At 61.7% G+C, this 13,033-nt stretch carries 15 protein-coding genes; 2 read left to right on the top strand and 13 right to left on the bottom strand.

Annotated elements, in window-relative coordinates:
* Positions 1-7 precede the first annotated feature (7 nt).
* The 13 genes from rpsR to KJ624_00425 form a co-directional block, all read right to left on the bottom strand.
* Positions 8-304, bottom strand: a complete 297-nt coding sequence (rpsR, locus tag KJ624_00485) for a 30S ribosomal protein S18 (protein MBU2008318.1) — start codon at positions 302-304, stop codon at positions 8-10.
* 20 nt (positions 305-324) lie between these two features.
* Positions 325-720, bottom strand: a complete 396-nt coding sequence (gene ssb, locus KJ624_00480; GenBank protein MBU2008317.1) for a single-stranded DNA-binding protein — start codon at positions 718-720, stop codon at positions 325-327.
* A 19-nt stretch (positions 721-739) separates the two neighbouring features.
* Entirely contained in the window at positions 740-1,024 is a 285-nt protein-coding gene (gene rpsF / locus KJ624_00475; protein ID MBU2008316.1) for a 30S ribosomal protein S6, read from the bottom strand.
* Between the two features lie 49 nt (positions 1,025-1,073).
* On the bottom strand, positions 1,074-2,336 hold the full coding sequence (locus KJ624_00470; protein MBU2008315.1) for a serine hydroxymethyltransferase: 1,263 nt from the start codon (positions 2,334-2,336) through the stop codon (positions 1,074-1,076).
* A gap of 34 nt (positions 2,337-2,370) precedes the next feature.
* On the bottom strand, positions 2,371-2,904 hold the full coding sequence (raiA, locus tag KJ624_00465; GenBank protein MBU2008314.1) for a ribosome-associated translation inhibitor RaiA: 534 nt from the start codon (positions 2,902-2,904) through the stop codon (positions 2,371-2,373).
* Positions 2,905-2,907: 3 nt separating this feature from the next.
* Complete coding sequence (locus tag KJ624_00460; protein MBU2008313.1) at positions 2,908-3,570, bottom strand: ComF family protein; 663 nt, start codon at positions 3,568-3,570, stop codon at positions 2,908-2,910.
* Between the two features lie 74 nt (positions 3,571-3,644).
* Positions 3,645-3,857: a hypothetical protein gene (locus KJ624_00455; GenBank protein ID MBU2008312.1), complete on the bottom strand. Its 213-nt coding sequence runs from the start codon at positions 3,855-3,857 to the stop codon at positions 3,645-3,647.
* Positions 3,858-3,910: 53 nt separating this feature from the next.
* Complete coding sequence (gene thpR / locus KJ624_00450; protein MBU2008311.1) at positions 3,911-4,492, bottom strand: RNA 2',3'-cyclic phosphodiesterase; 582 nt, start codon at positions 4,490-4,492, stop codon at positions 3,911-3,913.
* Complete coding sequence (locus KJ624_00445; GenBank protein ID MBU2008310.1) at positions 4,493-5,311, bottom strand: amidohydrolase family protein; 819 nt, start codon at positions 5,309-5,311, stop codon at positions 4,493-4,495. It abuts the gene before it with no gap.
* Positions 5,308-7,038 (bottom strand): NAD+ synthase, encoded by a 1,731-nt coding sequence (locus tag KJ624_00440; protein MBU2008309.1) that lies wholly within the window; start codon positions 7,036-7,038, stop codon positions 5,308-5,310. Before KJ624_00440 ends, KJ624_00445 begins: the two co-directional genes overlap by 4 nt.
* Positions 7,039-7,042: 4 nt before the next feature.
* Positions 7,043-8,386, bottom strand: a complete 1,344-nt coding sequence (locus tag KJ624_00435; protein ID MBU2008308.1) for a glutamine synthetase family protein — start codon at positions 8,384-8,386, stop codon at positions 7,043-7,045.
* Positions 8,387-8,452: 66 nt separating this feature from the next.
* Complete coding sequence (locus KJ624_00430) at positions 8,453-10,486, bottom strand: elongation factor G (GenBank protein MBU2008307.1); 2,034 nt, start codon at positions 10,484-10,486, stop codon at positions 8,453-8,455.
* A 46-nt stretch (positions 10,487-10,532) separates the two neighbouring features.
* On the bottom strand, positions 10,533-11,627 hold the full coding sequence (locus KJ624_00425; protein ID MBU2008306.1) for a hypothetical protein: 1,095 nt from the start codon (positions 11,625-11,627) through the stop codon (positions 10,533-10,535).
* A 106-nt stretch (positions 11,628-11,733) separates the two neighbouring features.
* Between KJ624_00425 and KJ624_00420 the strand changes: the two genes are divergently transcribed.
* Both KJ624_00420 and KJ624_00415 read left to right on the top strand, forming a co-directional pair.
* Positions 11,734-12,768, top strand: a complete 1,035-nt coding sequence (locus KJ624_00420; protein ID MBU2008305.1) for a hypothetical protein — start codon at positions 11,734-11,736, stop codon at positions 12,766-12,768.
* Positions 12,769-12,867: 99 nt separating this feature from the next.
* Positions 12,868-13,017: a hypothetical protein gene (locus KJ624_00415; protein ID MBU2008304.1), complete on the top strand. Its 150-nt coding sequence runs from the start codon at positions 12,868-12,870 to the stop codon at positions 13,015-13,017.
* The last annotated feature ends 16 nt before the right edge of the window (positions 13,018-13,033 follow it).

Raw genomic sequence — 13,033 nt, 5'->3', positions numbered from 1 at the left:
AGGGGAGCTAGGTGCGGGCTCCGACGCCCCCGCTCCCGTGGATATGTTCGGGGGTATAAGGTAACATGGCCAGGAAACGGGCCCGCTTGATGGCCGCCGCCAGGGCGCGCTGGTGGCGGGCACAAGCGGCGCTCCTGCGCCGGGGCTCTATCTTGCCCCTATCGGAGACGTAGCGACGCAGCATGGCCGCGTCCTTATAGTCTATGGCCAAGTCCTTGTTGGCACAAAAGGGACAGGCCCTCTTCTTGGGGGTGTATTTCTTTTCCCTCCTGGGCCTGCCTGGTCTCGGTCTCCGGCTCTGCAAAGTCTTTCCTTCCTATCCCTTCAGGTTTGAGGGAGTTCCTCGGTCTCTTCCTCCTGGGCACCCTCCTCAGACGCTGGGGCGACGGGCTGGCGGTCCAGGAAGACCACCTTGTTGGCGATAACCTCGTTGCGGAAGCGCTTCTGGCCGTCCTGCCCCTCCCAGACCCGGCTGCGTAGGCGGCCCTCCACATAGGCCCGCCTTCCCTTGGCCAGGAACTGGTTGCAGGTCTCCGCCAGGCGGTTCCAGGTGACTACCGTAAACCACTCCGTCTCCTCCCGCCGCTCCCCTTCCCGGGTGGTGTAACGGCGGCTGACGGCGAGGTTGAAGGAGGTAACGGGTTTCCCATCGGGTGTGTAGCGCATCTCGGGGTCATTGCCCACATTGCCGATAAGAATCACCTTGTTCAAGCTGGCCATCTTTGCCCGTATTTCCCCGCTATTCTACTTTTACCACAAGATGCCTCATGACCTCTTCTGAGAGCCTGAGGCTCTTCTCCACCTCTCGGACGAGCGGGGGCTCAGCGCTGAACCGGCTGAGGACATATATTCCTTCCTTGAACTGCTTGAGGGGATAGGCCAGTTTCCTTCTGCCCCATTTATCGGTCTGGGAAACGCTTCCGCCCTTTTCCGTTACCCAGCGGGCTACCTTCTGAAGGAAGCCTTCCTGAGCTTCGTCAGTGAGCTCAGGCTTTAGCACCAGCACCAGTTCATAGTTTCTCATCTCAGATATCGTCCCTCATTATATCACAGGTTTTGTGGGTGGCAAGCGCCTACCAGCCCGGGATGGGAAAACGGGAGCAGAGCCCTTCCACCTCCTGGCGTACCTGGGCCTCCACCTGTCTGTCCTTTGGCTGGGCCAGGACCCGGGCGATGAGATGGGCCAGGAGCTTCATCTCCGGGAGACCCATCCCCCGGGTGGTGATGGCAGGGGTGCCGAGCCTGAGGCCGGAAGTCTGCTGGGGGGGGCGGGGGTCAAAGGGAATCATGTTCCGGTTCACCATTACCCCTGCCCTCTCCAGGGCCTCTTCTGCCTCTCTACCGGTTATCCCCGCCGGGGTGAGGTCCACCAGGAGAAGGTGGTTGTCGGTGCCCCCCGAGACCGGCCTCAGTCCCAGGCCCTGAAGCTCACTCGCCAACGACCGGGCGTTTTCAACCACCTTGGCCTGGTAGCGAGCGAACTCCGGCTTCATGGCCTCGGCGAAGGCCACCGCCTTGGCCAGGATGACATGCACCAGCGGTCCTCCCTGAATACCAGGGAACACAGCCGCATCTATCTTCCGGGCAAACTCTTCTTTACATAACACGAAGCCCCCCCTGGGGCCCCGGAGCGTCTTGTGGGTGGTGGAGGTTACCATCTGGGCGTGGGGTGTGGGTGTGGGGTGAACACCCCCCGCCACCAGCCCTGCCAGGTGGGCCATGTCCACGAGGAGAAGGGCCTCCACCTCGTCGGCGATGGCCCGGAAGCGGGCGAAGTCCAGGCGGCGGGGGTAGGCGCTGGCCCCGGCCAGGATGAGCCTGGGACGGTGTTTGCGGGCGAGGGCCTCTATCTCCGCGTAGTCCAGAACCTCCGTTTCCCGGCTTACCCCATAGGGGATAAAGTTATAGAGCCTTCCTGAAAAGTTCACCGGGGAGCCGTGGGTGAGGTGGCCCCCATGTGCCAGGCCCATCCCCAGGACTGTATCCCCCGGATTGAGGCAGGCAAAATAGGCGGCCATATTGGCCTGGGCCCCGGAATGGGGCTGGACGTTGGCGTGCTCGGCACCGAAGAGCTTCTTGGCCCGCTCTACGGCCAGGGTTTCCGCCTCGTCAACCACCCCGCAGCCCGCATAGTAGCGCTGGCGGGGGTAACCCTCGGCATACTTATTGGTGAAGATAGAGCCCTGGGCTTCCAGCACCGCCCGGGAGGCATAGTTCTCGGCGGCGATGAGGTCTATGGTCCTCTTCTGTCTCTCCAACTCCTGCTGGAGGAGGTGGAAGGCCTCAGGGTCCTTTTCCCCCAGGAGTTCCCGGGCCCATTCTCTGGTCTGAGACATATTCACCCTAGTCTATCTCAGACCCCATGGGGCGTCAACCTATCTCCGGTTCAATAAGGCCGTAGCCGCCACCACGACGGCGGTAGACCACGTTGAACTGCTGGGTGGCTTCGTTGAAGAAGAGGAAGAAGTCATGGCCCAGGAGTTCCATCTGGTGCACGGCCTCTTCCGGGTCCATGGGCTTGATGCGGAAACGCTTGACCTTTACTATCGGGGTGGGAGGGGCTTCCTCCTCTTCCGGGGCTATTCCAGCGGCCTCCCCCTTCCTCTCCACAATCCGTCCCTTGTAGCGCTCCACCCGCCGTTTCAGAAGGTCGGCCACCTGGTCAATGGCAGTAAAGAGGTCAGGGGCCCGCACCTGCCCCCGGAGGAGGGTGCCCCTGGTGGTATTGAGGGTTATCTGGGCCACAAAGCGGTCCTGGGCGCTGCGGGTGGCCTCCTGTGCCAATTCTGCATTGACCTGGGTGAGCCTTGGCCAGCGGCGGAAGACCTTCTCAAGGCGTTTCTGAAGGTATTCCGTCACCTCTGAAGTGACTTCCAGGTTTCTAGCGGTGATGTGAAACTCCACGATTTACACCTCCCTGGCCAGAGTAAGGCCGAAAACGGCTTTGGCCCCGGCCTTCTTCAGGGCCTGCGCACAGGCATCAAGGGTAGCCCCAGTGGTGCAGACATCGTCCACCAGGAGGAAGTTCCTGCCCTCCAGGCCCCTTTCCTGGCAGAGGAAAGCCCTGGTCACGTTGGCCCGTCTCTCCTCCCGCCTTTGGGACCGGGCCTGGGGCGGGGTGGCCTTCACCCTCCTGATGGCTCCCTGCGCTACCGGCATCCCCACGAGTTTGCCCAGTTCCCGGGCCAGCAGCCCGGCCTGGTTGTAGCCCCGCTGCCTCTGCCTGCGGGGGTGGAGGGGGACGGGGATGATGGCGTCAAAGGGCAGAGGGTGGGAGTCCAGGTAGTTTTTGAGCAGGCGGCCCAGGGTGGGGGCCAGGGCCCGCAGGTTCTGGTATTTGAAGAGCACAACGGCCTGGTGCACCAGGCCCTCAAAGCAGTAAGGGGAGCGGATGGTGTCAATACTCAGCCGCCACTCCCGGCAGAAGGGGCAGGTCTCCAGGGCCTGGGGCTGGCCGCAGCGAGGGCAGAGGGGAGGGAGAAGATGGGGCAGGCAAGCCAGGCAGGAAGGGCAGAGGAAGGCCCCCTCCTGCCGGCAGCCAAGACACCAGCGAGGAAAAAAGAAGTCCAACACCCTTCCGGGGGACTGGGCCCAAAGCAAAGACAGGCTCACGGCCCTAGAGGATGGGCATTTCTGTTACGGGTCTATCGGGGGCGGGCGGTGTGGACAGTCCCGCTCATAATGGGCTCGTTTATATAGACGTCTCCGTTACGTATCTTGATATTGAACCCGCAATCGGGGTTGGTGCATACCCAGGCCTTATAATGGACGGCTGCCCCCTGGCCACCGAAGTCGGAAAGGGGCACCAGGTCTCCCGTCTTGCACTTTATGCACCGGGGGAAAACAAACTGCTCCACAAGACCACCTCCCAACCAAAATCGGGGGAGATTATACCCCAAAAGGCCGGGCTTTACAAGGGGCCACGGAAGGGAATGAAGGCCAGGCGGGTATAGATGGCCCCGGAAGGGGTAAGCTGGCTCTTCATCAGGCTTATCCCCTCCACCTTGAAGCTCACGGACTCGGGGGAGGCTCTGAGGAAAGCCTGGCCGAAGGCCCTGGCCTCGTCGGGGGCGACACCCTCCCTCAGGCGGGCGATAGTGAGGTGGGGGGTGAAGGCCCTTTCCTCCCGGGGGAAACCGAAGGGGGAGAGGACCTTCTCTACCCCCTCCTGGAGGCGGAGGAGTGTTTCCACCCCCCCGCTCAGTCCCACCCAGGCCACCCGGGGCCGGGAGGGGCTGGGAAAGACGCCCAGCCCGCTGAGCGCCACCTCCAAGGGGCCAAAGCCCTCACAGGCCCGGGTGAGGGCCTGGACCAGGGCGGGGACTTTCGCCTCATCCACATATCCCAGGAACTTGAGGGTGAGGTGAATGCCCCTGGGCTCCACCCATTTCACCCCCCCTCCCCCTGTCTTTACTTCTTCCTGAAGTCTTGTCAGGGCCGCTTTCACTGCCTCCGGCAACTCTACGGCTACAAAGGAGCGGATGGCGGCCATCTAGAGCTTCAGTAGACGGCGGGCGTTCCCACCCAGGATGGCCTTTTTCTTCTCCTGCCCCAGGCGGAGGGCTGCGACCTCCTCAAGCGAGCGGGCCTGAGACAGGAGAGGGAAATCGCTGCCGAAGAGGACCTTGTCCCAGCCCAGGAGATGGCCAACCATGGGATAGATGGCCGGCTGGTAGAGCAGCCGGGTGGCAGCGGTGTCCACATAGGTATTCTTCAGGGCCACTCCCACCTCAGGCATGAGGGAGTAGAAGGGTAGCCCTCCCCCCCAGTGGGCCAGGACAAAAGTGAGGCCCGGGAAGGCGGTTAGAAAGGGGTAGATAACCCCCGGCGTGATGGTCCCCTTGCCGGGATATTCGTGCCCCACAGGCTCCGAGGTATGGAAGAGCAGGGGTAGGCCGTGCCTTTTCAGCACCGGAGCCAGGCCCTTCAGGTCCTCAAGACCAAAGCCTGGGCCCGTGCTCAGCTCTCCTAGCCCCTTTACCCCCCCCTGCAGCAGCCTCTCCAGCTCCCTGAATGCCCCCTCGCCCGGAGGCAGGACACCAAAGCCCACTATCCGGGCAGGGTACCGGGCCATGGCATCCAGGATATAGTCGTTGGTCTCCTGCAACAGGCGACGGTCCTCCCAGGGCAGGTTCAGGGCCACCGAGACATCAACACCGGCTTCATCCATACTGGCTACCAGGTCCTCCGCCGTGGACAGGCGGGCGTCGCCCGAGTAGAGCATCCTGAAGTAAGGGTCCCGGCCCAGGTAGAGCTCCCGCTTCTCTCTGATGCCAGGGGAGACGATGTGGGTATGGAAGTCTACTATCACCGGCTCTCGCGGTAGCGGGAGGTGATGGGGAGGCGGCGGTCCTTACCGAAGGCCCGGGGGGTTATCTTTATCCCCGGGGGGGCCTGTCGGCGCTTATACTCGTTGCGGTCCACCATTTCCACCACCCGCTCCACTGTCCTCCTGTCAAAACCCTGGGTGACTATCTCTTCCTGGCTCCGGTCCTCCTCCACATAGGCCTGAAGGATGGGGTCCAGGGTCTCATATGGGGGCAGGGAATCGCTGTCCCTCTGGTCGGGGCGAAGCTCGGCCGAGGGGGGCTTGAGGAAGATGGCCCGGGGTATGGGCTTCCATTTCCCTTTCCCTCCGTTGCGGAACTGGGCCAGCTTATAGACCAGGGTCTTGGGCACATCCTTGAGGACAGCGAAGCCCCCCGCCATGTCACCGTAGAGGGTGGCGTAGCCTGTAGCCAATTCGCTCTTATTCCCGGTGGTCAGGACCAGCCAGCCGAACTTGTTGGAAAGGGCCATGAGGAGATTGCCCCGGATGCGGGCCTGGATGTTCTCCTCGGCCACCCCCGGTTTGGTGCCCCTGAAGGGGGGCTCCAGGGTCTTGAGATACTGTTTGTATAGGGGGGTGATGGGGATGGTCTTGAGCTCTATCCCCAGGTTCTCCGCCAGGGCCTTGGCATCGGCCCGGCTCCTGGGGGAGGAGTAGGGGGAGGGCATAGCCACGCCAGTAACATTCTCCGGCCCCAGGGCATCCGAGGCTATGGCGGCCACCAGGCTGGAGTCTATCCCGCCCGAAAGGCCGATAACCACCCTCTTGAAGCCATTCTTCCTCACATAGTCCCCTGTGCCCAGGACCAGGGCATGGTAGACCTCCTCCACCGGGTCCATCAGGGGGTGGATGGTGTTGGCAATGGGGGGGCGGGGGGTATCAGGGCGAGAGGTGGAGACCACAATCCGGGGGGGCCTTCTCCCTTCCAGCCTCTCCCTGCGGCGGCGGGGGTCGTGGAGGCGGCTGTGGAATACCCGGTCAATGTCCAACTCGGCCACCACGAGGTCTTCTTGAAAGGCCCTGCCCCGTGCCAGGAGCACTCCCCTCTCATCCACGATAATGCTCTGGCCATCAAACAGGAGCTCATCCTGTCCGCCCACCATGTTGATATAGGCGACGAAGACGGCCTCGTCCGAGGCCCGGGTGACGAGCATCTTCTCCCGCAGCTGGCTTTTCCCGGCGTAGTAGGGGGAGGAGGAGATATTGACCACCACCTCCGCCCCACCCTGGACCTGGTAGGTGGTGGGGCCAGTGGGATACCAGATGTCCTCGCAGATATTGACCCCGATATGGACCCCCCCAATGGTGTATATGGGGCTCTCCCTCCCTGCCTGGAAATAGCGGTTCTCGTCAAAGACGCCGTAGTTGGGCAGGTAATTCTTGTGGTAGACCCCTACCATCTGGCCATCATGGATAACGGCAGCGGCGTTGTAGAGGTCCTCTTTGGCATCCACGAACCCCACCACACAAGCTATGCCCTGGGAGTGGGCCACAATCTCCTGGAGGTGGCGCAGGTTGTCCTGGATGAAGTGAGGCTTCAGGAGCAGGTCTTCCGGCGGGTAACCGGTGAGGGCCAGCTCGGGGAAGGCGATGAGGTCCACCCCCAGTTCCCTGGCCCGGTCTATGTATTCCTTTATCCTGGCTGTATTGCCGCCCAGGTCACCAACAGTGGCGTTTATCTGGCCAAGGCCCAGGCGGAGGGTACGCATTAAGCTAAAGGATGGGCAGATACCGCTTGAGCTCGTAGTCGGTCACCTGGGTGCGGTATCCGTCCCACTCAATCTTCTTGTTCTGAAGGAACGTGAAGAACACATGGTCGCCCAGTGCCTCCCGCATCAGTGGGCTCTTCTCCATGAGCAGGATTGCCTCCGAGAGGCTTCCGGGAAGGGTCCCTATGCCCCGCTTCTGCCTCACCTCCTCCGTCATCTCGTAGACATTCTCCTCCACCGGTTCGGGGGGCTCCCACCCCTTCTCCACCCCGTCCAGCCCGGCGGCCAGCATGACGCTGAAGGCCAGATAGGGATTGCATGCCGGGTCAGGGGCGCGGTATTCAATGCGGGTGCTGTTCTCTTTTCCGGGTTTGTATTCCGGCACCCGGATGAGGTCAGAGCGGTTGCGACGGGCCCAGGTGATGTAGCAGGGGGCCTCGTAGCCCGGCGTCAGCCTCTTGTATGAATTGACCCACTGACACGTGACTGCGGTCAGCTCCGGGGCATGTCTGAGCAGTCCGGCTATAAAGGACCGCGCCATCTTGGAGAGATAGTAGCCGCCCTTGGCGGCAAAGAACGCGTTGCGGTTGCCCTTGAAGAGGGACATGTGCACGTGCATCCCCGAGCCGTTGATGCCGAAGACCGGCTTGGGCATGAACGTGGCATAGACCCCATGCTGCTGTGCCACCTGCTTCACGGCCAAGCGGTATGTCATGACATTATCGGCCATGGTGAGGGCATCTGTGTAGCGCAGGTCTATCTCGTGCTGGCTGAAGGCCACCTCGTGGTGGCTGTACTCCACGCCGATGCCCATCCCTTCCAACATGAGCACCGTGTCCCGGCGCAGGTCCGAGGCGAAATCGGGGGGGGTGGCGTCAAAGTAGCCCCCGTGGTCCAGGGGGACGGTTGCCTCGCTGTCCTTGAAGTAGAAGTATTCCAGCTCTGGACCGACATAGTACGTGAAACCCAGGTCCGCGGCCCGCTTCAGGTTTCGCTTCAGCACATGGCGGGGGTCACCTTCAAAGGGCTGGCCCCCCGGCCAGTGTACATCGCAGAACATCCGGGCCACTGCGTTCTCCTGGGGCCGCCAGGGGAGAATCTGGAAGGTGGCGGGGTCAGGGAGGGCCATCATGTCGCTCTCGTCCACCCGGGCGAAGCCTTCAATGGAGGAGCCGTCAAAGCCCATCCCCTCCTCCAGGGCCCCTTCCAGCTCCTCAATAGTGATGGAGAAGCTCTTGAGAGAACCCACGATATCGGTGAACCACAGGCGGATGAATCTTACCCCCTGCTCCTTGGCGGTGCGCAGCACGTACTCTTTTGCCTGTTCCCGGTCCTTTGCTTCAGTCAAGAGACCTCCTTAGTTGCTAACTGCGGCATCAAACCATGACGCTGGTAACGAAAGCAAGGAAACGGCTCAGCCACCGGCCTTTTCCGCCTGGCGCTGGGCGATGATCTTCTGGGCCACATGGGGAGGGAGCTCTTCGTAGTGGCTGAAGGACATACTGAACTGGCCCCGTCCCTGGGTTATGCTCCTCAGGTCTATGGCATAGCGCTGAACCTCGGCCAGGGGGACCTGGACCTCCACGATGCCCTTCTCAGCCTCCCGGCTCACTCCCAGCACACGGGCCCGTTTGCCATTCAGGTCCGCTATTACGTCACCAGTATAGGCCTCGGGGACAGTCACCTCCATCTTCATGATCGGCTCCACGATGAGAGGCTTGCCATCCTCGAGGCCCTTCTTGAACGCGCCGGCCCCGGCTATCTTGAAGCAGATATCAGAGGAGTCAACCGGGTGCTCCTTGCCGTCGTAGAAGATGGCCCTGACATCGATGACGGGAAAGTGGGCCAGGACGCCTTCCAGGGCAGCCTCATGGACCCCCTTTTCTACTGACGGCACGTAGTTACGGGATATGGCCTGGCCAACGAGTCTTTCCTCAAACTGGACTCCGGTGCCCCGAGGCAGGGGCTCCAGCTCCAGATAGACGTGGGCGAATTGCCCGTGGCCCCCGGTCTGCTTCTTGTGGCGGTAGTCGGCCCTTACCGGGGTGGAGATGGTCTCCTTGTAGGGTACGATGGGAAGGGAAAGTACAAGCTCCACGCCGAACTTCCTCTGCGCCCTTTCCACGGCTACCCCGAGGTGGGTCTCCCCCAGGCCCATGAGAAGGGTCTCCCCCGTACCCGGTTCCTTGCGGAGCTTCAGGGTGGGGTCCTCTTCCAGGAGCTTCGGGAGGACTGTGCCCATCTTGTCCAGGTCAGCCTTGGTCTTGGGGTGGACGGCCAGGCTGAGGAGTGGGGAGGGAAAGGCGATGGGGGGCATCACCTGGGGATGCTCCCTGGTGGTGAGGGTATCGTTTGTGCCGGTCACAGACAGCTTGGCTATGGCCCCTATATCCCCGGCGATTATCTGTGTGGTGGTCTCCTGGTTCTTGCCGCGGAGGAAAAAGAGCTGGCCTATCCTCTCAACCTGCCCCTTGTTGGCATTCCAGGCCTGGGAGTTTGAAAAGAGGGTGCCGGAGTAGACCCGGAGGTAGGTGAGGCGGCCCACATAGGGGTCGGCACTGGTCTTGAAGACCAGGGCGGCCAGCGGCCCGGCGGGGTCGGGGGAAACGGGCCCCGGGACTTCCTGCGGCGAGGGGAGGAGGGCCACTATACTGTCAAGCAGGGGGCCTGTGCCCGTAAGCTGAAAGGCGGAGCCAGCCAGCACCGGGACAATCTGCCCCTTCCTAACCGCCCGGATGAGGGACGCCCTCAGGGCCTCTTCCCCCAACTCCTCCCCCTCCAGGTATCTGGCCAGGAGCTCCTCCTCCGTTTCCACCACCGCTTCCACCAGTTTCTCCCGGAGGGTGGCTAGCTGCGCCTCAAGCTCCTGGGGAACAGAGCCGGCTTCCCCTTTCGGCCCCAGATAGGCTTTCCCCGAGAGTATGTCAAGAATGCCCTTGAACGCGGTGTGGGACCCGATGGGGAGCTGCAGGGCAAAGGCCCGGGGCCCCAGCTTTCTCCTGATGTCCTCCAGGGTGCGGAGGAAGTCGGCGTTCTCCCGGTCCATCTTGTTTATGAAGATGAGGCGGGGCAGTCCAGCCTCTTCCGCATAGGACCAGGCCTGCTCTGTGCCCACCTGCACCCCCGAGGTGGCATCCACCACTATCACCGACCCCTCGGCTACCAGGAGGGCAGCCTTCACCTCCCCCACGAAGTCGGCGTAGCCTGGGATATCCAGGAAGTTTATCTTGTGCTCTTTCCAGGGCACGGGAAGGATGGACAGATTGAGGGATATCTTCCTTCTTGCTTCATCGGGGTCATAGTCGGAGGTGGTGGTCCCATCTTCCACCCGGCCCAGACGGGAGACTAGACCAAGGGAATAGAGAATGGCCTCGGTGAGGGAGGTCTTCCCCGCCCCCGAGTGAGAGAGGAGGACCACATTGCGTATCTTGTCAGTGGTCAGGGCCATAACAGGGCCATTTTAGCCCATCTCTGTTCGGCCCCGCAAGACCACCCTACCCCGTGGGGGCAGCGGTCATACGGCGGAAGAGCTCCACAAGGCGCGGACTGGTTTCCCCCTGAGGGGTCCGCGCCAGGTGCTCCTCCCTGGGGCCGTCCTTATACCACAGGCGGAGGACCTCGGCGCACCTTTCCGGGAGGGCGTCTATCACATTAGTGTCAAAACCTATTTCTGCCCCGGCCCGGTCCACGGGGAGGGTGGGGCGGCGGGGATAGATATGCATGTGCCAGCGGTAGTATTTCCTGGCTGCCTCCCTTTCGGCAAAGGGGGCCATGTGGATGGCGACGTTCAAATCGGTAACCCCGGCATAGAAGAAGAGGGCGGGAAAGATGCCCAGGATGGGGTTCACCAGCCACTTCCTGGCTCCCTGGTCGGTATCCAGGATATGGGCCAGGGGCTCTTTGGGGAAGACCAGGACCTCGTTGGGGCAGTGGGGGGCAAAGGCGGCCAAAATGAGAAGATGGTCGTCATAGATGACCCGCCGCCCGTCCTGCCTCTCCTCCTCGGCCAGGAGGTCAAAGGGGTTTTTCCCAAGCCAATCGGCTATTTGCTTACACCGCCGCAGTTCCCGCTCCTGCTGGGGGTCCATGACCCCGGTGATGCTGCGGCGCTGGGAGTGGGGGTGCTGTTGGGAGGCCCCGGCAAAGGCCCCCCAGTTGGTGAAGTCCATAAAGGCGAGCACCCCAGGGTCCCGGGCACAGATGGAAGCTAGCTCATAGGATGACTCTATCATCATCTCCAGGTCATCAAACCACAGCTCAGAAAGGAGCACCTTATGCTGGCCGAAGGGGGGATAGATGGTAATCCAGTCGTATCTCTCCCAGGGGTAGAGGTTGGGGATGGACACCGCACCGCACTCGTGCTCCAGGCGGTCCTCAGGAGTGAACTCCTGATAGCGGCAGAACTGGCATTTCTTCATGGGGAGGATATCCAGGTTGGTGGAAATGCCGATGCCTCTGTTGGCCCTTTCTACTGATATCTTGCTCACATTGCCGGAAAGGGGGTCCACCCTGGTGACAAACTGGACTTCCTTCGCCTGTCCCTTCCAGCGGAATGGGATGGAACAGCCGGGATATTCCTTGAGCAGCAACTATTTCACCATTGCCTTTGGGCACCTATTTTAGACTTTTCTCAACAAATTGCAAGAATTCTGGGGCACTTTTAGGCCAGAGAAGAAAAAACCGTATAATGAGGATGTGACTCTGAAGAGGCCAGTCTTTCTCCTGGCTATTCTCTTTCTTTTCCTTACCTCCTCGGCCCCCTATCCGGCAGACAGCTTCTACGGCCTGGCCCAGCCCTACCTTTTCTCCCTGGCCCGCTGGGAGGCGGGGAGCCTGGCGCGGAAGGCGGCTTTCCTGGTCCGCCGGCCTCCCGAAGACATAGAGCTGGTGGAGGCCTATTTTGCCGGTGACAGAAGGGAAGAGAGAAAAGTGGAGGCCATCCTGGAGTCCCAGCTCCGCCGGGCCCTCCAGGAGGAAGGGATAAGCTCCTTCCCCCCTCCCCTGGCCGATATGGACCGCCCCCCCTATATCCTAGTCGTCTCCCCCCGGGAAAGGATAGAGATGATAGAGAGCATCACCCTGCGCCAGAGGATGGAGCCCCAGGAGATGGAGGCCCTGGAGGCCGGGATAAAGGGCCTGGGCTATTCCGGCCTGGTGGAGGGGATAGGCGGGATGGCCACCTACCCCAGCTTCATCATGCGGGGGACAGGGCTGGAGAACACCGTGGAGAACATGGCCCATGAGTGGCTCCATCACTATTTCTTCTTCCGCCCCCTGGGCCAGGCCTATAGCGAAAGCTACGAGATGACCACCCTCAACGAGACAGCTGCAAATATAGGGGGAAAGGAGCTGGCCGCCCGCGTCCTCCGCCTCTACGGGCGGGAGCTGAAGCTGGAGAAGGGGGAGCCCAGCCCCCTGGACCGGAGGCTGAGGGAGATAAGGTTGAAGGTTGACGAACTCCTGGCCCGGGGGGAGGTGGACCGGGCCGAGGCCTATATGGAGGAAGAGAGACAGGCCCTGGCCGGAGAGGACTACGACATCAGAAAGCTGAACCAGGCCTATTTTGCCTTCCACGGCACCTATGCCGATGCCCCCGCCTCTACCAGCCCTATCGGCGACGAGTTGCGCCTCCTGCGCCAGAGGTCCTCTTCTCTAGGCGAATTCCTGCGCCGGGTAAGCGCCCTCAAAAGCTACGAGGAGCTGAAGGCCCTTATCTCCTCCGGCCATTGACAGAGAAAGCCAGGGCCAAGAGTGGATTCATCTTGACTGCGCTGAAATACACGATATGATGTGCTTGAAGGTGGCAAGGTCCGACCGAAGGAGGAAGAAATGGAAAACCTGTGGCTGGTCCTGTTCTGGTCTGGGCCTATTGGGCTTGGCGTTTTCTTTGCCGGCCTGGGCACCTTCATCTGGCTGCTGGCAAAAGCCGATGAAACAAGCAAGCGGGCAAAGGCAATAGCCAAGGAAAAGGGCGTTTAGAAGAGACACGCCTGCC

The organism is Chloroflexota bacterium, from assembly GCA_018825785.1.
Lineage (GTDB): Bacteria > Chloroflexota > Dehalococcoidia > JACVQG01 > JAHKAY01 > JAHKAY01.
Note: the sequence above shows the minus strand (reverse complement) of the source record. Positions and strands in the feature narration are given on the sequence as shown.

Coding starts and splice junctions, on each gene's coding strand:
- ssb (MBU2008317.1), bottom strand. CDS start 720: ATGGCCAGCTTGAACAAGGTGATTCTTATCGGCAATGTGGGCAATGAC.
- rpsF (MBU2008316.1), bottom strand. CDS start 1,024: ATGAGAAACTATGAACTGGTGCTGGTGCTAAAGCCTGAGCTCACTGAC.
- KJ624_00470 (MBU2008315.1), bottom strand. CDS start 2,336: ATGTCTCAGACCAGAGAATGGGCCCGGGAACTCCTGGGGGAAAAGGAC.
- thpR (MBU2008311.1), bottom strand. CDS start 4,492: ATGGCCGCCATCCGCTCCTTTGTAGCCGTAGAGTTGCCGGAGGCAGTG.
- KJ624_00440 (MBU2008309.1), bottom strand. CDS start 7,038: ATGCGTACCCTCCGCCTGGGCCTTGGCCAGATAAACGCCACTGTTGGT.
- KJ624_00430 (MBU2008307.1), bottom strand. CDS start 10,486: ATGGCCCTGACCACTGACAAGATACGCAATGTGGTCCTCCTCTCTCAC.
- KJ624_00415 (MBU2008304.1), top strand. CDS start 12,868: ATGGAAAACCTGTGGCTGGTCCTGTTCTGGTCTGGGCCTATTGGGCTT.